This is a genomic window from Streptomyces sp. NPDC101160, from assembly GCF_044768205.1.
In the GTDB taxonomy this organism is placed as follows: Bacteria; Actinomycetota; Actinomycetes; order Streptomycetales; family Streptomycetaceae; genus Streptomyces.
Genome location: NZ_JBIWPJ010000001.1, coordinates 1,153,344 through 1,177,727, shown reverse-complemented (window position 1 = coordinate 1,177,727; position 24,384 = coordinate 1,153,344). Strand labels below are relative to the sequence as shown.

Sequence of the window (24,384 nt, the reverse complement as noted above, 5' to 3'; positions counted from 1 at the left end):
CGGTCCGGTATCCGTTCACAGTGCCGCGCATGGACACCTCCACGGATGCCGCTCTGGGCGGCTTCGCCTCAGCCGTCCCGGCCGCCGCCCTCACCCGGGCCCTGGCCACCGAAGCCGTGCACGCCGGCCGCGACGACCTCGCGGAGCTCGGTCTGCACGCCCCGCCGCTCGACCTGTCCACCACCTACCCCTCGTACGACGCCCGGGCCGAGGCCGCCCGGATCGACGAGTTCGCCACCACCGGCGCCCGGCCGGACGGGCCGCCGGTCTACGCCCGGCTCGACAACCCCACCACCGGCCGCTTCGAGACCGCCCTCGCCCGTCTGGAGGGCACCGAGGCGGCGGTCGCCTTCGCCAGCGGCATGGCCGCGCTCAGCGCGGTGCTGCTGAGCCGGGCGAGCGCGGGGCTGCGGCACGTCGTCGCCGTCCGTCCGCTGTACGGATGCAGCGACCACATGCTGAACGCCGGCCTGCTCGGTACGGAGGTCACCTGGACCGACCCGGCGGGCGTCGCGGACGCGCTGCGGCCCGACACCGGTCTGGTGATGGTCGAGTCGCCCGCCAACCCGACCCTCGCCGAGGTCGACATCCGCGCCGTCGCCCACGCCTGCGGTTCGGTGCCGCTGCTCGTCGACAGCACCTTCGCCACCCCGGTCCTCCAGCGGCCCGCCGAGCTGGGTGCGCGGATCGTGCTGCACAGCGCCACCAAGTACCTCGGCGGCCACGGTGACGTGATGGGCGGCGTCGTCGCCTGCGACGAGGAGTTCGCCCGCGTCCTGCGCCAGGTGCGCTTCGCGACCGGTGGCGTGCTCCACCCGCTCGCCGGCTATCTCCTGCTGCGCGGCCTCTCCACCCTGCCCGTCCGGGTGAGGGCCGCCTCGGCGACCGCGGCCGAACTGGTCCGCCGGCTCGAGGCCGACCCGCGGGTCGCGCGTGTGCACTATCCGCGGATCGGCGGCGCGATGGTCTCCTTCGAGGTGTACGGGGATCCGCACGAGGTCATCTCGGGCGTCCGGCTCATCACGCCGGCCGTCAGCCTCGGCAGCGTCGACAGCCTGATCCAGCACCCGGCCTCGATCAGCCACCGCATCGTCGACGCCTCGGACCGGCGCTCGGGCGGCATCAGCGACCGGCTGCTGCGGATGTCGGTGGGCCTGGAGGACGTCGAGGACCTGTGGGCCGACCTGACGCAGGCCCTCGGCAGGGCGACCGGGCCCGGGACCGTCGCCGAGCGACCGGTCCTGGCGGAGGCCGTCGCGCAGGCTTAGCCGTGGGGACCGGGTCCGGGCCTTGATTCCGGCCGTGGCCGGGGCCAGGTCCGGGCCCTGATCCCGGCCGGGCCGTGGCCGGGCCTGGGCGTCGGCCCCCGGCGTCTGGGTCTGGGTCCGGGCCGGAGTCCGGGCCGGGCTCCGCGTCTACGGCCGGGTCTGGGCCTGGGCCTGGGGCTGCGCGGCCCGGGTTCGGGCCGGGCGGTCGGCCAGGCGGGCGGTGATGACCAGGGTGCCCTCCTCGACCTGGTAGTCGAGCGGCAGGTTCAGCGCCCGCATGGCGGCCACCATGCCGGTGTTGGAGGACTGGGTCACCGCGTACACGCTCTCGCAGCCGGCCTCGTCCGCCATCGCCACCAGTCGGCCGAGGAGTTCGGCGCCGATGCCGCGCCGCTGCCAGTCGTCCTCCACCATGAGGGCGACCTCGGTCTCGTCGCCGTCCCAGAGCAGATGGCCGAGGGCGACGACCCGGCCGGAGGCCGTCTGCGCCGCGAGGGTGCGGCCGAAGCGCGGGCTCAGCAGATGGTCGAGGTAGCGGTCGGCGTCGGCGACGGGGCCGTGGTAGCGCAGGCTCAGGGTGCGGGCGGAGCAGCGGTCGTGCATGGCACGCGCGGCGGGCAGGTCGCGCCGGTCGGCGCGGCGGACGGTGATCTCGTTGCCCTCGGGCAGGGTGAGCACGTCACTGCCGGGCGGGACGCGCGGACCGAGCCGGGCGTCGAGCTCGACCAGGGCGCGGGCCCGGGCGAACTCGGTCGGCGTGAACGGCAGATGGGGCCGCTCGATGACGAGCGTGCCGCCACTGGGGTCGCGCAGCCGCATCACCGTCTCCTCCAGGACGCCCTCCTCGGGGGCCTGTTCCCCGGTGGGGCGGCCGCTGAGGGACACCGCGGGGACCGAGTGGATCGTGCACCGGCCGAGGAGCTGGCGCAGGGCGAGCGGGAGTTCGGCCGCGTCGAGCGCGGTGCGGGTGGCGAGGCCGAGCACCCGGGTCGGGGTGTCGACGAGGTCGTGGGCGTCGGCGCGCTCGGTCCAGGTGTCGGCCCCGCCGGCCGCGGCGACGGCCCGGGTGAGCGTGCCGGTCTGCAGCGCGGCGGGTGCCCGGAGCAGGAACTCGTCGACCGTGCCCTCGGCGAGCGGATGGGTCTGCAGGGTCAGGATGTCCACCCCGTGCCGGGCGAGCACCGTGCACAACGCGGCCAGGCTGCCCGGGGTGTCGCGGACGGTGGTCCGCATCCGCCACAGGACCGTTCCGGCAGAGTCCCCCACGGGGGTGGGGTCGACGCCGGACGCGGCGGCCGGCGGCAGCGAGGAGGCCTCCCCGCTGCCGCCGGGATCGTCGACGGGCGGCGCATGGCTGTGCCGCCGCGCCCACCAGGTGTGGAAGGCGGCGGTGGCGACCAGCGCGATCGCCGAGAACACCAGCAGGTAGGGGCCGTCGGGGCCCTTGGCGATGGTCTTGGCGATCGAGTCGGCCACCACCACAGCGGTGAACATCGCGGCGAGCTCGATGACGTCGTGCCGCCAGTGGTGGCTGCGGCGGGCGTTCTGCGCGGTCTTCAGATCGGTCATGAGGTCACTGTGACCCAGCGGTGTTGCGTGATCACGAACGATTTGTGTCTGATGGGTTAAGCGCCGATCTGGGGCCTTAGAGACCTATTTCGACCGCTTACGACTGAGCCTGCTCGACCCCCTGTCCGAGCGCGGCGAGCAGCCGCCGCGCCTGCACCACCAGCTGCGTCGACCCCGGCCGCGCCGCCGTCTCCGCGAGCCCCGCGACCGCCGCCGTACCGCCGGACCCGCCGCACCGCTCGACGCACTCCGCCGCGACGGCCACCAGCTCCCCGGTCCCGCGCACCGGCTTCGGCGCGGTGAGCAGCGCCGGCAGCAGCTCCACGAGCACCGCGCGCACCGTCGCGTACGCCCCGGTCGCCGCCGCCGTACGGGCCGCGTCCGCCAGCCGGTTCGGCTTCGCCGTCCCCTCGGCGACAAGCGATGCGAGCCGCGCCCCGAGCAGCACCGGATCCAGCTCGCCCCGGGACGCCAGCACCAGCAGCGCGTCCACGGCCGTCAGCCGGTCCTCGGCGTGCCGGCAGCCGAGCCCGACGGCGAGCGCGAGATGGACGGCGGGGCCGACCGGCCCGTCCGCCTCGGCCAGCGCCGTGAGCCCCCAGGCCGCGCCCCGCTCCTCCCACTCGGCCCCGCCGAACAGCGACGGCAGCAGCCAGGCCGCGAGGGTCTCCCGGTCGTCCGGCAGCACCCCCGGCCACAGCGGACGCAGCCCCGACCAGTGGTAGTGGCCGCACCCGCGCGCGATCTCCGTCGGCGACGCGCCCAGCCACGCGAACGCGGGCGGGAACTCGTCACGTATCACCCGCCGCTCCCGCACCGTGAGCACCAGCCGGTCCGCCAGCCACCACCGCCCTGACCCGTGGTCCTCGCCCCGGGTCAGGAAACGCAGTCCTGGCGCGAGCGACTCGTCGGCCGTCAGCCAGTCCGCGAGCCGTGCACCGGCCCCGGTGCCGAGCGCCGCCGCCTCCGAGGCCGCCGTGGCCGCCGACGGGTCGCCCTTCCGCACCCGCAGCAGCGCCTGCGCCAGGTCCACCGGCATCGGCTCCACTCCGGCGTCCCGGTACTCCCGCAGCCGCGCCACGAGCGCCAGCGGATCGATCGCCCCGGTGTGCCAGGTCGGCGTGGCCAGCAGGAACGGCACCCGCGCCGCGGTGGTCAGCATCCACGCCGTCTCCCACATCCGGGTGTCGACCGCCCGCGTCAGCGCCCTGTGCGCACAGGACGGCGTACCGGCCGGACGCCTGCGGGCGGCGTCGATCGTCTCCGGCCGCGCCGTGCCGAGCAGCGCCGCGAGCACGGTGAGGATCCCCTGCGAACCGTGCGAGACATGGTCCGTGCGCTCCAGCCAGTACGCCCCCGAGAACGCCTCCCGCACCGCCGCCGTCAGTGCCCTCCGGTCCCGGTGCGCATGCCGTACGACACCGTCCAGCGCCCGCTCGAAGTCCTCCAGGGATTCGTACTGGTGCCGCTCCAGCGCGACCAGCTCCTCCACCAGTTCCGCGACCGTCGCCGCCGCGGGTGCCAGCGGACGGCGCTCAGGAACCGGCGGCAGCACCTCCACATACGGCAGGTCGTCGCCCAGCGCGGCCATCCCGAACAGCTCCACCGCCGCCGCCCGGTGCACCGGGCTCAACAGCTCGGCCGCACCCGCCAGCTCCACGCGCACCTGCTCGTCCACGCGTCCCAGATGCCGCCCCACCAGGGCCAGCGCCCGCTCCTGGATCACCGTGTCCTCGTGCCCGAACGCGTCCGTGACCACCGGCAGCAGCTCCGCCGCCGCGTCCGGCGCGCGCCGCAGCACCTTGCCGAGCAGCGTCAGCTGCGCCCGCACCAGCTTCTTCTCGGTGCGGAACAGCACCGCACCGGACATCTCCGCCAGCTCCGCCACCGTGAGCCCGCCGTCCAGGGCGAGCTCGGCGAGGACCTTCTGCGCGTACGCGGCCACCGGCGACGGGGCGTCCGCCACCATGCCGAGCCAGTCCGCGACCCGCCCGCGCCGCTCCTCGTCAGTCGTCCCGAGCAGCTCGAGCAGGGCCAGCGGGAAGCGCAGATCGCGGGGCCGGCCGCCGCGGAGGAGCCGGGAGAGACAGCTCTCGACCAGCCCGGCCCGGTCCAGGACGCCCTCGTCGGCGAGCGCCCTGAGGGCGCCCGGCCAGTGCGCGGGCGACTCGGCCCCGTACGACCAGACCAGTTGCCCGGGCGTCTCGGTGAGCTCCAGGACGTACGGCACGAGCACCGGCGTCTGCGGGTCGGCGCGCAGCGTCTCCACCAGCCGCCGGCCGGCCATCGCCCGCGTCCAGCCGAGCAGATACCCCTCGTTCGTCGGCACCGGGCAGCCCGAGCGGACCACCAGCGCGTGCACCAGGCGGTACTGGTCCTCGGCGACCGCCGGCCGCTCGGCCAGTCGCTGCGCCAGGTCCGCGAGCCACGCGGGCTCCCGGTCGGCGAGCACGGCGAGGATGCCGTCGATCGTGTGCTCGCCCCAGCCGGTCAGGTCCCGGGCGCCGATCCAGGCGGCGGCCGCGGCGGCGCCCGTGTGGCAGCCCGCGCCGGCCACCCGCAGCGCGCGCTGCGCCTCCACCTGAGCGTTCCACTGGTCCCAGCCCCAGCCGCGCACCTCCTTGCGGAGCTCCTTCAGCTCCGGAAGCAGTGCCTTCCGGGCTGCCGCGTCCAGATGGGCGAGCAGGCCCGGCACATCGGCGTGCCGTCCCGCCCGGACCGCCGCGAGCAGCCCATCGGCCACCGCCGCCCTCTCCGTCACCGTCAGCGTCGTCGTGGTCATCGCACACCCCCCACGGCCGTCCCGGCCGTCTCGACCTTCGCCCCGCGACGCGTCATCCGCACCGCGAGCGCGTGCTTGCACGGGCCGCGCCGGCCCCGGGTCTGCGAGCGGGGCAGCGAACGCAGGAACCGCACCGCCTCCGCGCCCGACAGCCCGGCCCGCAGATCGAAGCCGGCCGACGACACCTGCGCCTCGGCGAACCCGCGCAGCCAGCGGTCCGGCAGCGGCACCTTCTTCTCCACCACCGGGCCGTCCAGCGTCGTCACCGCCAACTCCTCGGGCCCGACCCGCAGATGCAGCGGATCGTCCCCGGTGAGCCGCGAAAGCGCCTCCCGCAGCGGGTTGTTGACGTCCACGTTCGTCGTCCCGTGCCCGGTCTGCGCACCGCCGAGCCCCGCGCTCAGCACGTCGAGCCGTGCGTACACCCCGCCGCAGCCCGAGAACGACTCGAACCGGAGCCGGTCGCCGTTGCCCGTCACCACCGGGTCGAGCGAACCCGGTCTCATCCGCTGGTGGTAACGGGCCGCGGCCACGTCGGCGACGGCCAGCAGACCGCGCGCCGCCGGCTGCGGCGAGGTGAGGAATCCGGAGAAGAACCGGGGACGGGCCTCGGCGCCGCGCGGCGTGAGACCCCCGGCCGTCTCCAGGCCGAGCAGCCGCCCGGAGCCCACGGGCTCCAGGGCGGACGGGCGTGCGTAGGCGAGCGCCTGTACGGATCGCGTCATGCGAACGACCGTAGGGCCCGGCACTGACAATCGGCCCTGGCATGGGTTCTGGCCTGCGGAAACGGAGTTACGGGGGCCCGGACATGAGGGGGCGTCAGGCGCCCCCACCGGGCCTCCTTCACGCGCCGGCGATGGCCCGCAACGCGTCGAGATGCCGCCGGTACACCGTGCGCCCCCGTTCCGTCAGGGCCAGCCAGGTCCGGGCCCGGCGGCCCACCCGGCCCTTGTCCACGGACACGAGGTCGGCCTCCTCCAGGGCCGAGACCTGCTTGGACAGGGCCGAGTCGCTGACCTCCACCAGATCGCGGACGAAACCGAACTCGGCCTTGTCCAGCGGCGCGAGGGCCGCGACGACCGAGAGCCGCACCGGGGAGGTGAGCAGCGGCTCCAGGTCGTGCCGTGGATGTGCGCCAGGGCGGTCGCCGCCCCGGCTGTCCGTCGTCTCGCTCATGCCCGCGCACGCCGTTCGAGGAGCGCCGCGACGGCCACCGGAGCCACGCAGGCGGCCGTGGCGGCCACGGCGAAGGGCACGCTGTCCCGCAGCAGAGAGGTGCCCAGCGCCATCGAGGTCGTGAACATGGCGGCCCACGCGGCGAGTGTGAGGCTGTGCCGCAGCCCGAAGCGCCGCCGAACCGCCGGCTGGCGGGACGCGTACACGCTCAGCGCGATGACGATCGAGACGTACAGCGCCATGGTGACCGCGAACGCGGCCGGTTCGTGCCACAACAGCACCGCGGGTACGAAGAACAGCTGTACGCCGCCGAAGGCCAGCAGGTAGCGCAGATACCAGCCACCGCCCTGGCGCCGGGCCGAGCTCTCCAGCCGGGCGGTGCGGCCCAGCACCTCGGCGGCTTCCGAGTATTCGGACATGACGACCCCCCTTGTCTTGACTGCAAGTACTTTCCACTATGGCAAGTAAGTGCAGCCAAGGCAACTATGGGGTGCGCGAAAGGACTTACTGGCCCACGCGACCCGGCTGGAGCGTCTTGCTGAACAGCACCAGACCGCCCTCGGCGCGCAGCCGGACCGTCAGTTCCCCGCTGTCGCCGTCGATGTCGACCTCGCCGAAGTACTGCGGGGTCTCCATCGGCGACAGGTTGGCCCGCTCGGGCGCGCGCAGGAAGACCCGCTCCGGGCCGAAGGTGTCGTCCAGCCTGTTCGCGGGGAAGCCGCCGGCCGCCAGCGGACCGGACACGAACTCCCAGAACGGCTCGAAGTCCTGGAACACCGCACGCTCCGGCGCGTAGTGCTGCGCCGAGGTGTGGTGGACGTCCGCCGTGAGCCACAGCGTGCCGGTGATGCGCCGGTGCTTGATGAACCGCAGCAGCTCGGCGATCTGCAGCTCGCGGCCGAGCGGCGCCCCCGGGTCGCCCTGCGCGACCGCCTCGAAGTTCACGGCGCCGTCGGTGACGACGAGCCCGAGCGGCAGGTCCGCCGCGATCACCTTCCACACCGCGCGCGACCGGCTCAGCTCCCGCTTCAGCCACTCCAGCTGCTCCGCGCCCAGGATCCCGACGGTGTCGTCGGACTGCCGGTCCGGCGAGTTGGCGTTCCGGTAGGTGCGCATGTCAAGGACGAACACGTCGAGCAGCGGACCGCGGCGCACCACCCGGTGCACCCGGCCCTCCGACCGGGTCTCTTCCGCGCGCGCGTGCAGCGTGGAGACCGGGAAGTACTCGGCGAAGGCGCGCGAGGCGTGCGCCGCGAGGACGTCGACGTTCTTCTCGGTGTAGCGGGCGTCGTCCAGGATCTGGCCCGGATACCAGTTGTTGCGGACCTCGTGGTCGTCCCACTGCACGATCGACGGCACCTGCGCGTTGAAGGCGCGCACGTTGTGGTCGAGCAGGTTGTAGCGGAAGTTGCCGCGGTACTCGTCGAGGGTCTCGGCGACCTTCGACTTCTCCGGCGTGGTGAGGTTCCGCCAGATCCGGCCGTCGGGCAGCGTCACGCTGGGCTGGATGACGCCGTCCGCGTAGATGGTGTCGCCGCTGCACAGGAAGAAGTCCGGGTCGAGACGGCGCATCTCCTCGTACGCGCGGAAGCCGCCGATGTCCGGGTTGATGCCCCAGCCCTGCCCCGCGATGTCGCCCGACCACAGGAACCGCACCCCGTCCCGGCGCCGCTCCGGCGCCGTGCGGAAGGTGCCGAGGACCGGCTCGCCGGTACGGCGCGGGTCGTCCGGGTCGGCCAGCGTCACCCGGTAGTGGATCTGCTCACCGGGCGGCAGGCCGCGCAGCGCCGTGGTCCCGGTGAAGTCCGTGCCGGGCCCGAGCAGCGGGCCGTAGTGGCGGCGCACCCGCCGGAACGACTCACTGGCCGAGGTCTCCACGACCATCCGGGCCGGCCGGTCCGCACGGACCCACACCAGACCCGAGTGCGCGGTGACGTCGCCGGTCTGCACGCCCCACGCGGCCGAAGGGCGCCCCGACAGCGCGAACGACGGGCTCGCGAACGCGCCGCCGCCGGCGGTCAGGGCGGCCGCCGAGGCGGCGAGCGATCCGCGCAGGACCGTACGACGGGCGGGGGCCGGGCCGGATGCGGGCTGGGACATCGAGCGCCTCCAAGAGGTGGGCGGAGTGGGACCGTCGTGGCGTGGGACTGTCACCCGTACGGGGTACGGCCCCGAGGCCGCGTCCCATGCCTAGCGCCCGGGAACGGCGCCCAGCCGAACCCCGTGTGAACAACCGCCCGGTTCCGCAGGCCCGTTGGACGCGGTCTCGGATCCTCCGCCCCGCCGAACGAAGCCCCGGCGTGCGCGGCGCTCAGCCGCGCTCCTCCGCCGCGTACGCCCCCGCCACGAGTCCGATACCCCGCGCGATCTCCGCCGGCGGCAGATGCGCGTAACCGAGCACCAGCCGTACCGCGCCGTCTTCCGGCCGCTCCGTGCCGTACTCCTCAAGCGGCCGCAGCGCCACACCCGCCGAGCCCGCCAGGGAGAGGAAACGCTCGGTCGGGCCGTACTCCGCCGGCACCCGCGCGATGATGTGCAGACCCGCGGCGATGCCGCTCACCGCCGTGCCCGGGAAGTGCCGTTCGAGCGCCGCGAGCAGGGCGTCCCGGCGCTCCCGGTAGGCGCGCTGGCAGCGGCGCAGCTGCCGGTCGTATCCGCCGCCCGACACGAACCGGGCGAGCACCGCCTGGTCGAGGGCCGGATTCCCGAGGTCCATCGTGCGCTTGCGCTCGGCGATCTCGTCGAGCAGCGCGCCCGGCAGCAGCATCCAGCCGAGCCGCAGCCCCGGAGCGAGCGACTTGCTCACCGAACCGGCGTACGCGACCCGCTCCGGGTCGAGCCCCTGGAGCGCGCCCACCGGCGCGCGGTCGTAGCGGAAGTCCCCGTCGTAGTCGTCCTCCAGGACGTAGCCGTCCACCTGCCGCGCCCAGTCGAGCAGGCCGGCCCGCCGCCGCGCCGAGTAGACAATGCCGGACGGGAAGTGGTGCGACGGCGTCACCACCACCGCCCGCACCCCCGACGCGGCCAGCGGCCCGGGCACCAGACCCTCTCCGTCGACCGGCAGCCACACGGTGTCCAGGCCGGTCGCCGCGAACAGCCTGCCGTGTTCGGGGCTGCCCGGGTCCTCGACGCCCACCGCGCGGTGGCCGCGCGCCCGCAGCGCGAAGCCGAGCAGCGTCGCCGCCTGCGCCACGCCCGAGCACACCACCAGGCGCTCGGGATCGGCCACCACCCCGCGCCGGCGCGCGAGCAGTGCGGCGAGCGCGCCCCGCAGCTCCGGCAGCCCGCGCGGATCCGGGTAGCCGAGCTGCCGGTGCGCGAGTTCGGCCAGCACCGCCCGCTGGGCGGCGCCCCACGCGGAGCGCGGGAACAGCGACAGGTCGGGCGTCCCGGGGCGGAAGTCCACCCGCACGCCGGCGCCCGGCGCACGCGGCGCCAGATCCCGTACGCCGGGCGCCGCGGCGCGCGCCGCTCCGCCGACCCAGGTGCCCGATCCCCGTGCGCCGCGCAGGTATCCCTCGGCGGTCAACTGCTCGTACGCCTCCGTCACCAGACCTCGTGACACGCCGAGGTCGGCGGCGAGCTCCCGGCTCGACGGCAACCGCGTCCCCGGCGCGAGGCGGCCGGTCCGTACCGCCTCCCGCAGCGCCTCCTGCAGCGACCGGCCCCGCTGCCGTGCCGGCGCCGCCACGGCGGGCAGCAACAGCTCCCAGGCCGGCTGCGGGCTTCCGTTACCGGCTGAAGTGGTCCCCGATGACGTCATGGAAGTGGACCTTAAAACGGACAGCGCCCTTTCCTAGCGTCGGGACCATGCACACGAACACCCTGCGCGGCGCACTCCTCGTGACCGTCGCCTACGCCCTCGTCGGCGCCTCCTTCACCGCCAACAGCCTGCTCGGCTCCTATCCGTACGCGGGCGGCCAGGCGCTGCGCTACGCCGCGGCCTGTCTGCTCCTGCTGCCCCTCCTCCTGCTGCGCCCGCTGGGCGGGCACCGGGGCGCGCTCGCACCGCTGCGCGCCCTGACCCTCCGCCAGTGGCTCCGTGTCGCGCTGCTCGCGGCCGTCGGCATGGTCGGCTTCAATCTGGCCGTCCTTGCCGCGGAGCGCACCGCCGAACCCGCCGTACCCGGCGTCCTGGTGGGCTGCGCGCCGGTCGTGGTCGCCGTCCTGGTGCCGCTGACGGACGGGCGCAGGCCGACCCGGGCGGTGCTGTGCGGGGCCGTCGCGGTCGCCGCCGGCGCGTTCGTGGTGCAGGGCTGGGGGCGTACGGATCTCGTGGGGCTCGGCTGGTCGGTGGCCGCGCTCGCGGGCGAGGTCGGGTTCACCGTGCTGGCGGTGCCGGTGCTGCGGCCGCTCGGACCGAAGCTGCTGACCGCGGTGGTGTGCGCGGTGGCCGCCGTGGAGGCGATGGCGCTCGGTCTGCTCGCCGACGGGACGGCCGCGCTGCGGATGCCGGCGCTCGTGGAGACCGGCGCGCTGGTGTGGCAGGCGGCGCTCGCGACCGTCGTCGGCTTCGTCCTCTTCTACATGGGCGTGCAGCGGATCGGTATGGAGAGGGCGACTCTCTATACCGGCGCGATCCCGGTGGCCGCCGCGCTGACCGCCGCGGTCGTGTCCCACGGCTCCTTCGGGCTGCCGCAGGCCGCCGGCAGCCTCCTGGTGGGGGCCGGTGCGGCCCTGGGAACCGGTCTGTTCGGCCGCCCGAAGCCGACGTCAGACGGTGCTGCCGTCGAGGATCACCCGGGACACCAGGGCGGGGTCGTCGTTCATGGGGACGTGACCGCAGCCCGGCAGCCGGACCAGTCGCGCGCCCGGGATGGTCTGCTTGGCGCGGACGCCCTGACGGCGCAGCAGCAGCCGGTCGCGGCTGCCCCAGGCGACGGTGACGGGCACGGCAGGGACGTCGTCGGTGAACAGCACGGTCCGGCCGGCCGCCAGGGTCTGGTGGAAGCCGCTCGCCTGCCGCAGGGCCAGCGTCTCGGCGACCGCGGCCTCGGGTGAACGGCGGCCGGGGCGGGCGTAGATGGTGCTGGTGAGGGCGGTGCGGCCGGCCGCGCTGCGGGAGAGCCGTTCGATCAGCGGGACGGGCAGCGCGAGCGCCGCGCCGCGCATGGCCCGCAGCGTCGTGAACGCGTACCGCCGCTCGCTCTCCGACCAGAAGCCGGCGGGCGAGAGCGCGGTCACCGAGCGCACCAGCTTCTCCCGGCCGAGCGTCAGGGCGAGCAGGCCGCCGAGCGAGTTGCCCGCCACGTGCGGCCGGTCGATCCCGAGGGCCGCGCAGAACGCGCCGAGCACCGGCACCACGCCGTCCAGGTCGTACGCCAGCGGCTCGGGCAGCGCAGGGGAGGCGCCGAAGCCCGGCAGGTCGACGGCGACGACGTCGCGCCCGGCCGCCAGGATGTCGAGCACCGGCTCCCACGCCTGCCAGTGGTGCCCGATCCCGTGGAGCAGCAGCAGGGGCTCGCCGGCGCCCCGCCGCTCGTACGTGACGGTGACCGTGCGCGGCCCCGCGGGCGACTCCACGGCGAACGAGATCTGTGCGGACATGGCTGCTCCCTGTCGTACCGTCACCCCACTGAGACATCCTGTCAGCAAGAATTACCCGCGAGTAGAGTCGAGTTCAAGACCTCGCGCGTCCCACTCGGCCCGAACTGGACAGGCGAGGGTGCGTCCGCTGGGATGGGGGAGTGCCGACCGAGATGATCACCGACCCGACCGACGTGTTCGAGGCCCACCGTCCGATGCTCATCGGTGTCGCCTACCGGATGCTCGGCCGCGCCGCCGACGCCGAGGACGTCGTGCAGGAGGCATGGCTGCGCTGGTCCGCGGAGGACCGCGGCGAGGTCCGCGAACCCCGCGCCTTCCTCGTCCGGATCACCACCCGGCTCGCCATCGACCGGCTCCGCCAGGCCCAGTCCCGCCGCGAGTCCTACGTCGGCCCCTGGCTGCCCGAGCCGATCGTCACCGACTTCGGCCCCGCCGTGCCCGACACCGCCGAACGGGCCCTGCTCGCCGACACCGTCTCGCTCGCCCTCCTCGTCGTCCTCGAAGCCCTCTCGCCGCTCGAACGCGCCGTCTTCGTCCTGCGCGAAGCCTTCGGCTTCCCCTTCGCCGAGATCGCCGCCACCCTCGACCGCAGCGAGGCCGCCGTACGCCAGCTGGCCGGCCGTGCCCGCAGGCACGTCGACGAGGGCCGGCCCCGCTACGACGTGGATCCCGTCCAGCGGCGCGACCTCACCGAACGGTTCCTCGCCGCCGCCTCGGGCGGCGACCTGGAGGGGCTGCTGGCGCTGCTCGCGCCGGACGCCCGGCTCGTCGGCGACGCCGGCGGCAAGGCGAAGACCCCGCGGCGGATCATCGAGAGCGCCGACAAGATCGGCCGCTTCCTGGTCGCCATCGCCCAGGGCGCGGCGGAGGACACCTCCCTCCGCTTCGCGGAGGTCAACGGCGGCCCGGCGCTGGTCACCCTGGTCGACGGCACGGTCGACGCCGTCTTCCAGATCGACATCCGCGACGGACTCATCGCCTGCGTCTACATCCTGCGCAACCCCGACAAGGTCCAGGGCCTCGCCCTCGACTGAGCCCGGACCGCCCCGCATCGGGAACGAACGCCCCGCCCGGAACCGTACGAAACGGTCCGGGCGGGGCGTTCTGCTACGCAGACCGCACAACGACGCGAACGTCCTGTGAACGATCAAGACCAGACGGTCACATTCCGGAGCTCCCGGCGCAGGATTGGTCTTGACCAAGGGTGGGCGGCGCCCTATGGTCGCAGAGTTAGTGCAGGAACCTTTAATAAACAAGGGCGCGGAAAACGCCGCGGGACACGGCGAATGTGCGGAGGATGAGGGTGGGGACCACGCAGCTGGAGACGGTGCCGGAGCCGAAGTACTGGCACCTCAAGACCGTGATCGGCGAAGCCCTCGACTCGGACTTCGCGGTCGGCGAGATCCTGCCCAACGAGCGCGAACTGGCCGCCCGTTTCGGCGTCGCCCGCGCCACCCTCCGGCAGGCCCTGGAGCAACTGGAGCTGGAGGGCCGCCTGCAGCGCCGTCGCGGCGTCGGCACCACCGTCGCCCCGCCGCGCGTCGGCGTCGACGTCTCCACCACCCAGCACGCCTGGCCCGGCGTCGGCGAGGAGACCTGGCAGTCCATGGACGCGGGCGCCGACACGGCCCCCGCCGCCGTCGCCCGCCTGCTCGAGCTCGACTCAGGCGAGCGCGTGCACATCGTGCGCCGGCTCCGCATCACCGAGGGCCAGCCGGTCGCCGCCGAACTCCTCTACGTGCCCGCCGAGTCGGTGCCCGGCCTCGCCGCTGCCGACACGACCGGCGGCCCGGACCGCGCCCGCACCGTGCTGGGCGAACTCCAGCGGCTCAGCCTCGACGGCCAGGACCGCTCCGTCGAACTCGGCTCCGCCCGCGCCGACGACGCCAGGGAACTCGACCGGCTGCCCGGCTCCCCGGTCCTCGTCGTCACCACCCGCTACCTGTCGGAGGGCCGCACCGCCGCGGTCTCCGTCGCCACCTACCGCGCGGACACCTGCAAGCTCACCTTCGGCGACTCCGGCGACCTGGCCATGGCCTCCTGAGGCCGGGGCCCCGTCCCTGAGCGACAAGACGTACGACAACGGCCCCGGGCACGCGCGCCCGGGGCCGTTCTCGTACGTCACGCCCCCTCAGCGGCGGGCCGTCACCGTGCCGTCGACCGCGAACAGCTGCTCCTCCACGTGGTCGAGCGCGAGCCGCAGCGCGCCCGTGGCCACCGCCGCCTCGCCCAGCATGGAGAGCACCACCCGCGGCGGCCGCAGACAGAACCGGGCCAGCTCCTCGCGCAGCGGCTGCAGCACGCCGTCGAGGCCCGCGGCCCAGCCGCCGATCACCACCAGCTCCGGATCGAGCGCCAGGACCAGTGCGGCGACGTCGTGCACCAGACGCTGGATGAACCGTTCCACCGCGGCCTGGGCCCGCGCGTCACCCTGCCTGGCCAGCGCGAAGACCTCCGCGACCGCCTGCTCGTCGAGCGGGTGCAGCGGCTCGTCCGTCGTCGACAGCAGATGTTCCGGCGTGACGCCGCGGCCGAGCAGGTGCAGCGCGCCGATCTCGCCGGCGGCCCCGCCGTAACCGCGGTGCAGCCGCCCGCCGATCAGCGAACCGGCGCCCGGGCTCAGCCCCGCCAGCACGAACACGATGTCGTCGGAGTCCGTCGCCGCGCCCTTCCACTGCTCGGCGACCGCCGCCGCGTTGGCGTCGTTCTCCACGATCACCGGGCAGCGGAAGGAGCGGCGCAGCCGCTCGCCGAGCGCCAGACCCGTCCAGCCCGGCAGCGCCGTGCCCAGGCGCACCGTTCCGTCGGCCTCCACGATGCCCGGCGTGCCGACACCGACCGCCCGCAGGTTCGACCGGGGCACCCCGGTCCTGCGCAGCACGTCGGCCACCACCGTGCGGACCCGGTCGAGTCGCTCGTCCTCCGGCGCCGTGTCCGCGACCTCGCGGGAACCGGCGCCGATGATCCGCCCGTCCAGGCCGGAGATCAGCGCGGCCACCCGGTGCGGACCGATCTCGATACCGAGCAGATGTCCGGCCTCCGCCCGGAAGCGGAACCTCCGCGCCGGCCGGCCCTGGCGCCGGGTCTCGCCCTCCTCGGGCGCCGCCTCGACGACCAGACCGCCCTCGATCAGGCCCTCGGTCACGCCCTCGACCGTCGGCCGGGACAGACCCGTGATCCGGGTCAGATCCGTGAGCGTGAGCGCGTCGGAGCTCCGCAGCGCATGGAGTACCACCGCGGAGTTGATCCGCCGCAGCAGCGACGGGTCCCCGCCGGTCAGCCGCCCCACCGTGTGTCCTCCCAGCTCGTGCGCCTCTTTGGCCGGATGTTACTCAATGGACGAGGGGGCGGCGAGCGCCGTCCACGGGCCGGTCCCGGGCCCGTCGGCCGACGGGGGCTGACGGGCCGCCAACTGTCAGTGGCGCGCGCTTTACTGGCTCCATGGACAGGACACAGCACCTCGCGGCGATCGACGAGCTGGTGGGCCGGGCCTTCCCGGAGCGCGCCGAGCGCTCCGGGATCCGCGACAGCGGCCCGGGTCACCACGTCGTCGCGCTCGCCACGAGCGAGGAGTTCTGGGAGGACGACGGCACCCGCCGGTTAGCCGTCGAGGAGCAGTACGAAGCGGAGCGGGACGGCCTGTCCACGCTGCTCGGCGCCCGCTGGGGCCCGCCGCAGGTCTTCAGTCTGTGGTCGGTCCTCGACCGGAGCCTGTCCGGCGAGCACATACCCGAGCCGTGGGGCGGCGTGAGCTGTCACGTCCCGGACCTGCACCTGTGGCGGGCGGGGGAGCGGTGGATCGCCCTCGGGGTGTCCCAGTGGGACAAGGAGCTGCCCTTCCAGCTCCTTGCCCTCGTCACCACGGTCGACCCGCCCTGACGAAAGAACCGGTGACTAGCCCGTACGCCGGTCCGGCAGCCCCGCCGCCTCCCGCAGCCGCGCGAACTCCTCGGCCATCGTCTCGGCCGTCGAGTGCGCGTTCAGGCCGCTCGGGTTGGGCAGCACCCAGACCCTGGTCGTCCCGTGCGGCCCGTCGATCGTCCGCTCCTGCGGCCCGATCGCGGCGCGCTTCTCACCGAAGGCCGTGCGGTACGCGGTGACCCCGACGACCGCCAGCCAGTGCGGGCCGAGCCGCGCCACCTTCTCGGCGAGGATCCGGCCGCCCTCCCGGTACTCCTCGGCGGTCAGCTCGTCCGCCCGTGCGGTCGGCCGCGCCACCACGTTGGTGATGCCGAGGCCGTACGCCAGGAGCTCCTCCTGCTCGGCGGGGCGCAGCTGCCGCGGGGTGAAGCCGGACAGGTGCAGCACCGGCCAGAACCTGTTGCCGGGCCGGGCGAAGTGGTGGCCCGTCGCCGCCGTCATCAGACCCGGGTTGATCCCGCACAGGAGTACGGAAAGGCCGCCCGTGACCACGTCGGGGACGACGCGGTCACGGGCGGCCTCCAGCTCCTGCCTGGTGAACCGGGGAGTCCGGGTCAGAGGATCGCTCCGGGGGTGTAGCCGGCGGCCTCCGGGTTCGCCTTCACGATCTCCTCGATCCGGGAGACCACCGCGGCGACCTGGTCGGCGGCGGCGCCCGTGAAGGAGAGCTTGTCGGCCATCAGCTCGTCGAGCTGGGCGCGGTCCAGCGGGATCCGCTCGTCGGCGGCCAGCTTGTCGAGCAGCTCGTTGCGCTCGACGCCCTGCTCGCGCATGGCGAGGGCGGAGGCCACGGCGTTCTCCTTGATGGCCTCGTGGGCGACCTCGCGGCCCACGCCGGCGCGCACCGAGGCCATGAGGACCTTGGTCGTGGCGAGGAACGGCAGGTAGCGGTCCAGCTCGCGGGCGACGACGGCCGGGAAGGCGCCGAACTCGTCGAGCACGGTCAGGAAGGTCTCCAGGAGACCGTCGAGCGCGAAGAACGCGTCCGGCAGGGCCACCCGGCGCACCACGGAGCAGGAGACGTCGCCCTCGTTCCACTGGTCGCCCGACAGCTCGCCGGTCATCGACGCGTAGCCGCGCAGGATGACCATGAGGCCGTTGACGCGCTCGCAGGAGCGGGTGTTCATCTTGTGCGGCATCGCGGAGGAGCCGACCTGGCCGGGCTTGAAGCCCTCCGTGACCAGCTCGTGGCCGGCCATCAGGCGGATCGTCTTGGCGATCGACGACGGGGCGGCGGCCAGCTGCACCAGGGCGGTGACCACGTCGTAGTCGAGCGAGCGCGGGTAGACCTGGCCGACCGAGGTGAAGGCGTGCGCGAAGCCGAGGTGCGCGGCGATCCGCTGCTCCAGGTCGGCCAGCTTGCCGGCGTCGCCGCCGAGCAGGTCCAGCATGTCCTGGGCCGTGCCGACCGGGCCCTTGATGCCGCGCAGCGGGTAGCGGCCGAGCAGCTCCTCCAGGCGTCCGTACGCCACGAGCAGCTCGTCGGCGGCGGTCGCGAAGCGCTTGCCGAGGGTGGTGGCCTGGGCGGCCACGTTGTGCGAGCGGCCGGCCATGACCAGCTCGCCGTACTCGGCGGACAGCTTGCCGAGGCGGGCGAGGACGGCGACCGTGCGGTCGCGCATGAGCTCCAGGGAGAGCCGGATCTGCAGCTGCTCGACGTTCTCGGTGAGGTCGCGGGAGGTCATGCCCTTGTGGACGTGCTCGTGGCCGGCGAGGGCGTTGAACTCCTCGATCCGGGCCTTCACGTCGTGCCGGGTGACCTTCTCGCGCTCGGCGATCGACGCCAGGTCGACGTCGTCGAGCACGCGCTCGTAGTCGGCGAGCGCCGCGTCCGGCACCTCGATCCCGAGGTCCTTCTGGGCACGCAGCACGGCGAGCCACAGCCGGCGCTCCAGCTTCACCTTCTGCTCGGGGGACCAGAGGACGGCGAGCTCCGCGGAGGCGTAGCGGCCGGCCAGGACGTTGGGGATGCGGGGCTTCGCAGTCACAGCTGTCACGTGTCCAGATTCTACTGGCGATTTCTGCAGGCCAGCGCCGCGGTCCGGGCTGGAGCTTGCTACGAGACGGGCGTCACGTCGACGCCACGGGACCGGTCGGACCGGCCGGCGCGTCGCGCCGGGCGGGCGCCCGGCAGGCCGTCAGACCGCCGGGCCCTCGTACGGCAGCAGCTCCGGGCGCTTCGGCGGGCGTCCGTCGCCCGAGGAGCGGCCGGTGAGCCGGCGGCCGATCCATGGTCCCAGATGCTCCTTCGCGAAGCGGGCGTCGGCCACCCGCCGGTCCAGCCAGCCCGCGCGCTCGGACGGGGGGAGCGGGGAGCGCCAGTCGTCCTCGGCCGGCAGGCCCAGGGTCTGCCACACGGCCTCGGCCACCCGCCGGTGCCCCTCGCCGGTCAGATGGAGCCGGTCCACGTCCCACATGCGCGGGTCGCCGAGCGCGGGAGCGCCGTACAGGTCGACGACCAGGGCGCCGTGCCGGGCGGCGAGCTCGTCCACGTACGCGAAGAGCTCCTCCATGCGGGGCCGGAAGCGCTCCATGACCGGGCCGTTGCGGCCGGGGCTGCGCATCAGGACCAGCTGCCCGCAGGACGGGGCGAGCCGCTCGACGGCCTCGCCGAGCAGACCGCGCACGCGGCCCATGTCGCACTTGGGGCGCAGGGTGTCGTTGAGCCCGCCGACGAGCGTGACGACGTCCGCCTTCATGGCCGCCGCCGCCTCCACTTGCTCGTCGACGATCTGGCCGATGAGCTTGCCCCGCACGGCGAGGTTGGCGTACCGGAAGCCGGGCGTCCGAGCGGCGAGCCGCCCGGCGAGCAGGTCGGCCCAGCCCCCGTAGGAACCGTCGGGCTTCAGGTCCGACATGCCCTCGGTGAAGCTGTCGCCCACGGCGACCAGACTGGTGTAGGTGGCATTCATCTCCATGGCCCAGCGATCGTACCGCGCGGTATGGACGGGGCGCGGGCCGCTGCCCGGGGGGCGGCCCGCGACCGCGCTCCGGGACGCAGAAGCGCCCGGAGCACGCCGAAGGGCCCGGGATCTCTCCCGGGCCCTTCTCGCAGCGGAGCGGGGCGCAGCGGTCTTGCGGGGCGCAGCGGCCTTACGGGGCCGAGGGGCGGCCCACCAGTTCCCGCAGCACGTCCTCCATCGTCACCAGGCCGGTCAGCCTGCCGTCCTCGTCCCCGTCGGTGACGGCGGCGAGATGGGTGCGGCTGCGCCGCATCGCCGTCAGGACGTCGTCCAGCGGGGTCGCCGCCCGCACCCGGGCGATCGGCCGCATCGCCGACACCGGGAACGGCTGGTCGCGCGGGGTGACGTCCAGGGCGTCCTTGACGTGCAGATAGCCGAGGATCCGGCGGCCCTCGTCGACGACCGGGAAGCGGGAGAACCCGGACCGCGCGGCGAGCGCCTCCAGTTCCTCCGGGGTCGTGCCCACCTGCGCCTGCACGACCTTCTCCACCGGCATCACGACGTCCCGCACCGGGCGGCGGCCCAGCTCCAGGGCGTCGTGCAGCCGCTCGGCGGCCCGGTCGTCGAGCAGTCCGGCGTGACCGGCGTCGGTGACCATCCGGGCCAGCTCGTCGTCCGAGAAGGTGGCCGCGACCTCGCCCTTCACCTCGACCCGCAGCAGCTTCAGGATCCCGTTGGCGAAGGCGTTCACCGCGAAGATCACCGGGCGCAGCGCGCGCGCCAGCGTCACCAGCGGCGGGCCCAGCGCCAGCGCGGTCCTGCTCGGCTCGGCGAGGGCGATGTTCTTCGGGACCATCTCGCCGAGCAGCATGTGCAGATACGTGGCGACGGCGAGGGCGATCACGAACGACACCGGGTGCACCAGGCTCTCCGACACGCCGACGGCGTCGAAGACCGGTTCGAGCAGGTGTGCGATGGCCGGCTCGGCCACGATGCCGAGCACCAGGGTGCACAGCGTGATGCCGAGCTGGGCGGCCGCGAGCAGCGCGGAGACGTGTTCGAGGCCCCAGATGACACTGCGGGCCCGCCGGTTGCCGGCGTCCGCGAGCGGTTCGATCTGGCTGCGGCGCACGGAGATCAGGGCGAACTCGGCGCCGACGAAGAAGGCGTTGACGACGAGCGTCAGCAGACCGACGAGGAGCTGGATGACGGTCATCGGCCGGCCTCCTCGTCCGGGTTGCCGGTGCGGCGGAGCGGGGCGTGCAGCAGCACCCGGGCCGCCCGCCGCCCGGACGCGTCCACGACGTCGAGCCGCCACCCGGCCAGCTCCACGCTGTCGCCGTTGGCCGGGATCCGGCCGAGTTCGGTGGCGAGCACGCCCGCCAGGGTCTCGTACGGGCCCTCCGGCAGCCGCAGGCCGATGGCCGCCAGCTGGTCGGTGCGGGCAGCGCCGTCCGCCGACCACAGCGTGCGGCCGTCGGCGTCCTCGCCCGCGGGGGCGAGGTCGGGCGTCTCGTGCGGGTCGTGCTCGTCGCGCACCTCGCCGACGACCTCCTCGACGATGTCCTCCAGGGTGACGACGCCGGCCGTGCCGCCGTACTCGTCGATGACGACGGCCATGGTCTGCCGGCCGGACAGCCGGTCGAGCAGCTTGTCCACGGTGAGGCTCTCGGGCACGAGCAGCGGCTCGCGCAGCACGTCGCCGACCGGGCGGCGGTGGCGCTCCTCGGCCGGTATCGCGAGCACGTCCTTGATGTGCGCGATGCCGACGATCGTGTCCAGGTTGCCGCGGTAGACGGGGAAGCGGCTCAGGCCGGTCGCGCGGGTCGCGTTGGCGACGTCCTCGGCGGTGGCGTGCACCTCGAGGGCGGTGAGCTGGACGCGCGGGGTCATCACGTTCTCCGCGGTCAGCTCGGCCAGGTTGAGGGTGCGCACGAACAGCTCGGCGGTGTCGGCCTCCAGGGCGCCCTCCTTGGCGGAGTGGCGGGCCAGGGCGACCAGCTCCTGCGGGGAGCGGGCGGAGGCCAGCTCCTCGGTGGGCTCCAGGCCGAGCCGGCGCACGGACCGGTTGGCGGTGTTGTTGAGATGGCTGATCAGCGGCTTGAAAGCGGCGGTGAAGATCCTCTGCGGGGTGCCCACCACCTTGGCGACGGCGAGCGGTGAGGAGATCGCCCAGTTCTTGGGGACCAGCTCGCCGACGACCATCAGGACGATCGTCGACAGCGCGGTGCCGAGCACCAGGGCCACCGAGGAGGCGACCGACTCGGACAGGCCGAGGTCCTCGATCGGGCCGCGGATCAGCTTCGAGATCGAGGGCTCGGAGAGCATGCCGACGACCAGATTGGTGACGGTGATGCCGAGCTGGGCGCCGGAGAGCTGGAGGGTGAGCGACCTGACGGCCTTCAGGGCGCCGGCGGCGCCCCGCTCACCTCGCTCGGCGGCGGCTTCGAGCTCGCCGCGCTCGACGGTCGTCAGCGAGAACTCGGCCGCGACGAACGCACCGCAGGCGAGGGCGAGGAGCAGCGCCACGACGAGCAGCAGTACCTCGGTCATCGGTCCTTCACCTCCGTCCCTCGACGCATCCCATGATCAGTCAGGGGAGGGAGGACCGCGCGATGTCGGCCGGCGGTACGGCTACTGGGAGGCTCGCCCATGGGCGGACGCTCACACCTTTCGGTAGGAGGATCGGTTCTGCCCCTCCATGGTAAAGGATCGGCAAAGTGCTCAGGCGGTGGGGGCCGGCAGCGGCTTCACCCAGCGCGTCCACTGCTCCTCGGGGCCGTACGCCGCCGCCCGCCACGCCGCCTGCCCGAGGTCGTTCCGGTCGAGCACCATCGCGTCCGCGCGCCGGCCCCCGAGCCGTACGAAACGCTCCTCGGCGGCCGCGAGCAGCGCGCCGCCGATACCGCGACGGCGATGGTCCGGACGGACGGCGAGCCGGTAGAGATGACAGCGCCAGCCGTCGAAGCCGGCGATGACCGTGCCGACCAGCTCGCCGCCCCGCTCCGCGAGCAGCAGGGCCTCCGGGTCGCGGTCGACGAGCCGGGCCACCCCGGCCCGGTCGTCGCTGATGCTCGTGCCCTCGGCCGCGGCCTGCCAGAAGGCGAGCACGGCGTCGATGTCGGCCGCGACCGCGGCCCGTATCCGAAGATCGTCCATGGCGGCCATCCCACTACCGGCCGGCTCTGCTTGTCGACCCTGTTTCGCCTGACGGGACGCGCTACGCGCCGCGCAGCTCCGCGATCACCGGGCCGAACTCCTCCATCGAGTGGTCGAGCACGGTGAAGTACGAGATGCCGAGCCGCTCGCGCAGGCCCAGCAGCCGGTCGGCGATCTCCCGGACCGTGCCGGCCGCGAGGATCGGCAGGTCGAGGACCTGCTCCTGGGTGAGGTACGGGACGTGCGGGAGGAAGTCGGCGGCCGCCGCGGCCCGGTCGTCGGTCACCACGACGCGCTGGATCAGCAGATTGCGCTCCGCGGGCACCTCCCGGCCGGCCTCCTTCTCGAAGCCCGCGTAGGCCTCGACGCGCGCCGCCAGCTCCTCGGCCGTGAGCACGGTGGGCGTGTCGCCGTCGAAGCGGCCGCCGGAGAAGGCCATCACGTCGGCGTGCCGGGCGGCGAGCCGCAGCACCCGGTTGCCGTTCCCGCCGATCAGGAGCGGCACGCCGGACGGCTCGTCCTTCAACTCCTCGACGGTACGGGTGAGATGGTCGACGCGCTCGCGCGGCGGCAGGAACGGGATGCCCGCCTGCTCGTGCTCCGACGGCATATAGCCGGTGCCGAGGCCGAGTTCGAGCCGGCCGTCGGTCAGCGCGGCCGTCGTCGCCACCTCGCGGGCCAGCAACGCCGGGTTCCAGAAGCCCGAGTTGAGCACGAAGGTGCCCACCCGGGTGCGGGTGGTGGCCTGCGCGGCCGCCACCAGGGAGGGGAACGGGGCGGGCATGCCGAGGTGGTCGGCGACCAGGATCAGGTCGTAGCCGAGCTCCTCCGCGCGGGCGCAGCGGGCCCGCCACTCGTTGCCCGTGGCGCTCTGCTCCAGCATGTTGACGGCGAATCGGAACGGTAACACCACGGTGAGACCCCCTTGTTGACGATACCTGCCGTACGAACCTACCCCGTGGACCTAGCCCGTCACGAAGCAGAACTCGTTGCCCTCCGGATCGTGCATGACCTGGAACGACCCCTGCTCGTCGGTCACGATCCCGCCCGAGCGCCGCGCGCCCAGCGGCAGTACCTCCGTGGCCGCCGCGTCCGGGTCGGCCACCTCCACGTCCAGATGGACGCGGTTCTTCGCGGCTTTGCCCTCCGGCACCCGCTGGAACGCGATCCGCACGAACCCGGGCGGGTCCACGTACGACCAGTCCGGGCTCCGGTCGACCGGCGAACCGCCGAGAAGCGCCGCCCAGAACCGCGCGAGGGCGGCCGGGGCGGCGCAGTCGAAGACGATCTCCTGAACACGAGCGCGCATGGCGCCAGCGTACGAGTGCGGGAGTGGTCAGGCTTCCCGGGTGCCGCCGAGCGCGGGCGCCAGCCAGGTCGGCGCGGCCGCCCGGAACGCCTCCGGGGACAGCGCGCCCACGCCCGCCGGCACCACGCCGAGCAGCGGCGCGCCCGCCACCTCCGGCAGATCCGTCAGATTGCACCGCTCCGCGAGCCCCGGCTCCTCGGGCCAGCTGCCCACGACCACGCCCAGCTGCTCGATCCCGCGCGCCCGCAGCGCCTCCGCCGTCAGCTCGGCGATGTTGAGCGTCCCGAGCCCCGCCTGTGCGACGACGAGCACCGGCGCGCCGAGCAGCCCGGCCGCGTCGGCGAGCGTCCCGCCCTCCTCGTCGAACCGCACCAGGAGCCCGCCCGCGCCCTCGACGAGGACCAGGTCGTGCTCCTCGGCCAGCTTGCGTGCGGCGTCGGCGACCTCGGCCGGCCGCACCGGCGCCATGCCGGCCCGCCGAGCCGCCGTCCCCGGCGCCAACGGCTCGGGGAAACGAGCGAGTTCAGCGATGGTCACGGCGCCGGAGAGACGCGCGACGTCGTCGGCGTCGCCGGGCTCGCCGGGCGCGACACCGGTCTGAGCGGGCTTGAGGACGGCGACGGAACGCCCGGCGGAGGTGGCGGTGGCGGCGACAGCGGCGGTCACGACGGTCTTGCCGACCTCGGTGTTGGTGCCGGTGATGACGATGATGCTCATGGGAATGTCCTTTGTCCGTAAGGGGTGAGCGGG

The 24,384-nt window shown here is 74.1% G+C and carries 21 protein-coding genes and 2 pseudogenes; 5 read left to right on the top strand and 18 right to left on the bottom strand.

Going from position 1 to position 24,384, the window contains the following annotated elements; translation table 11 throughout:
- Positions 1-29: 29 nt before the first annotated feature.
- Entirely contained in the window at positions 30-1,268 is a 1,239-nt protein-coding gene (locus ACIRSU_RS05165; RefSeq protein WP_403789282.1) for a trans-sulfuration enzyme family protein, read from the top strand.
- A gap of 147 nt (positions 1,269-1,415) precedes the next feature.
- Here the strand turns inward: ACIRSU_RS05165 and ACIRSU_RS05160 are convergent, their stop codons facing one another.
- From ACIRSU_RS05160 to ACIRSU_RS05130, 7 genes and pseudogenes are all read right to left on the bottom strand, one after another.
- Positions 1,416-2,837, bottom strand: coding sequence for a GNAT family N-acetyltransferase (locus ACIRSU_RS05160; RefSeq protein ID WP_403789281.1), 1,422 nt, complete (start codon positions 2,835-2,837; stop codon positions 1,416-1,418).
- A gap of 97 nt (positions 2,838-2,934) precedes the next feature.
- Positions 2,935-5,619: a DUF6493 family protein gene (locus ACIRSU_RS05155; protein ID WP_403789280.1), complete on the bottom strand. Its 2,685-nt coding sequence runs from the start codon at positions 5,617-5,619 to the stop codon at positions 2,935-2,937.
- An 83-nt stretch (positions 5,620-5,702) separates the two neighbouring features.
- A pseudogene (locus ACIRSU_RS05150) lies at positions 5,703-6,344 on the bottom strand (SWIM zinc finger family protein); the annotation flags it as partial.
- A gap of 118 nt (positions 6,345-6,462) precedes the next feature.
- Positions 6,463-6,795 (bottom strand): transcriptional regulator, encoded by a 333-nt coding sequence (locus ACIRSU_RS05145; RefSeq protein ID WP_403789279.1) that lies wholly within the window; start codon positions 6,793-6,795, stop codon positions 6,463-6,465.
- Positions 6,792-7,214 carry a hypothetical protein gene (locus ACIRSU_RS05140; RefSeq protein ID WP_403789278.1) on the bottom strand — a complete coding sequence of 141 codons (423 nt, stop codon included), beginning with the start codon at positions 7,212-7,214 and terminating at the stop codon, positions 6,792-6,794. The genes ACIRSU_RS05145 and ACIRSU_RS05140 overlap by 4 nt, the downstream gene beginning before the upstream one ends.
- A gap of 85 nt (positions 7,215-7,299) precedes the next feature.
- Positions 7,300-8,895 (bottom strand): alkaline phosphatase D family protein, encoded by a 1,596-nt coding sequence (locus ACIRSU_RS05135; RefSeq protein ID WP_403789277.1) that lies wholly within the window; start codon positions 8,893-8,895, stop codon positions 7,300-7,302.
- 211 nt (positions 8,896-9,106) lie between these two features.
- Entirely contained in the window at positions 9,107-10,558 is a 1,452-nt protein-coding gene (locus ACIRSU_RS05130) for a PLP-dependent aminotransferase family protein (protein WP_403789276.1), read from the bottom strand.
- Between ACIRSU_RS05130 and ACIRSU_RS05125 the strand changes: the two are divergent.
- Positions 10,549-11,463 (top strand): annotated as a pseudogene (locus ACIRSU_RS05125) (EamA family transporter); the annotation flags it as partial. The gene ACIRSU_RS05130 and the pseudogene ACIRSU_RS05125 sit on opposite strands and share 10 nt — an antisense overlap.
- Before the next feature lie 45 nt (positions 11,464-11,508).
- Here the strand turns inward: ACIRSU_RS05125 and ACIRSU_RS05120 are convergent.
- Positions 11,509-12,342, bottom strand: coding sequence for an alpha/beta fold hydrolase (locus ACIRSU_RS05120; protein ID WP_403789275.1), 834 nt, complete (start codon positions 12,340-12,342; stop codon positions 11,509-11,511).
- A 152-nt stretch (positions 12,343-12,494) separates the two neighbouring features.
- On the opposite strand from ACIRSU_RS05120, the gene sigJ reads away from it, so the two are divergent.
- Complete coding sequence (gene sigJ, locus ACIRSU_RS05115; RefSeq protein WP_403789402.1) at positions 12,495-13,376, top strand: RNA polymerase sigma factor SigJ; 882 nt, start codon at positions 12,495-12,497, stop codon at positions 13,374-13,376.
- Positions 13,377-13,645: 269 nt separating this feature from the next.
- Positions 13,646-14,386, top strand: coding sequence for a GntR family transcriptional regulator (locus ACIRSU_RS05110; RefSeq protein WP_403789274.1), 741 nt, complete (start codon positions 13,646-13,648; stop codon positions 14,384-14,386).
- Between the two features lie 87 nt (positions 14,387-14,473).
- Here the strand turns inward: ACIRSU_RS05110 and ACIRSU_RS05105 are convergent, their stop codons facing one another.
- Positions 14,474-15,631, bottom strand: a complete 1,158-nt coding sequence (locus tag ACIRSU_RS05105) for an ROK family transcriptional regulator (protein WP_403789273.1) — start codon at positions 15,629-15,631, stop codon at positions 14,474-14,476.
- A 152-nt stretch (positions 15,632-15,783) separates the two neighbouring features.
- Between ACIRSU_RS05105 and ACIRSU_RS05100 the strand changes: the two genes are divergently transcribed.
- Entirely contained in the window at positions 15,784-16,221 is a 438-nt protein-coding gene (locus tag ACIRSU_RS05100) for a hypothetical protein (RefSeq protein WP_403789272.1), read from the top strand.
- Positions 16,222-16,236: 15 nt separating this feature from the next.
- On the opposite strand, the gene mug is transcribed toward ACIRSU_RS05100, so the two are convergent.
- The 9 genes from mug to bioD all read right to left on the bottom strand — a co-directional run bounded on the left by mug (position 16,237) and on the right by bioD (position 24,351).
- Positions 16,237-16,755, bottom strand: coding sequence for a G/U mismatch-specific DNA glycosylase (gene mug / locus ACIRSU_RS05095; RefSeq protein WP_403789271.1), 519 nt, complete (start codon positions 16,753-16,755; stop codon positions 16,237-16,239).
- Positions 16,756-16,817: 62 nt separating this feature from the next.
- Positions 16,818-18,260 (bottom strand): adenylosuccinate lyase, encoded by a 1,443-nt coding sequence (gene purB, locus ACIRSU_RS05090; RefSeq protein WP_403789270.1) that lies wholly within the window; start codon positions 18,258-18,260, stop codon positions 16,818-16,820.
- A gap of 141 nt (positions 18,261-18,401) precedes the next feature.
- Positions 18,402-19,181 carry an SGNH/GDSL hydrolase family protein gene (locus ACIRSU_RS05085; RefSeq protein WP_403789269.1) on the bottom strand — a complete coding sequence of 260 codons (780 nt, stop codon included), beginning with the start codon at positions 19,179-19,181 and terminating at the stop codon, positions 18,402-18,404.
- Between the two features lie 175 nt (positions 19,182-19,356).
- Positions 19,357-20,382, bottom strand: coding sequence for a hemolysin family protein (locus tag ACIRSU_RS05080; protein ID WP_403789268.1), 1,026 nt, complete (start codon positions 20,380-20,382; stop codon positions 19,357-19,359).
- Positions 20,379-21,719: a hemolysin family protein gene (locus ACIRSU_RS05075; protein WP_403789267.1), complete on the bottom strand. Its 1,341-nt coding sequence runs from the start codon at positions 21,717-21,719 to the stop codon at positions 20,379-20,381. The genes ACIRSU_RS05080 and ACIRSU_RS05075 overlap by 4 nt, the downstream gene beginning before the upstream one ends.
- A gap of 171 nt (positions 21,720-21,890) precedes the next feature.
- Complete coding sequence (locus ACIRSU_RS05070; RefSeq protein WP_403789266.1) at positions 21,891-22,325, bottom strand: GNAT family N-acetyltransferase; 435 nt, start codon at positions 22,323-22,325, stop codon at positions 21,891-21,893.
- Between the two features lie 61 nt (positions 22,326-22,386).
- Entirely contained in the window at positions 22,387-23,238 is an 852-nt protein-coding gene (locus tag ACIRSU_RS05065) for a TIGR03621 family F420-dependent LLM class oxidoreductase (RefSeq protein ID WP_403789265.1), read from the bottom strand.
- Positions 23,239-23,289: 51 nt separating this feature from the next.
- Positions 23,290-23,634, bottom strand: a complete 345-nt coding sequence (locus ACIRSU_RS05060) for a VOC family protein (RefSeq protein WP_403789264.1) — start codon at positions 23,632-23,634, stop codon at positions 23,290-23,292.
- A 27-nt stretch (positions 23,635-23,661) separates the two neighbouring features.
- Complete coding sequence (gene bioD / locus ACIRSU_RS05055) at positions 23,662-24,351, bottom strand: dethiobiotin synthase (protein ID WP_403789263.1); 690 nt, start codon at positions 24,349-24,351, stop codon at positions 23,662-23,664.
- Between the last annotated feature and the right edge of the window lie 33 nt (positions 24,352-24,384).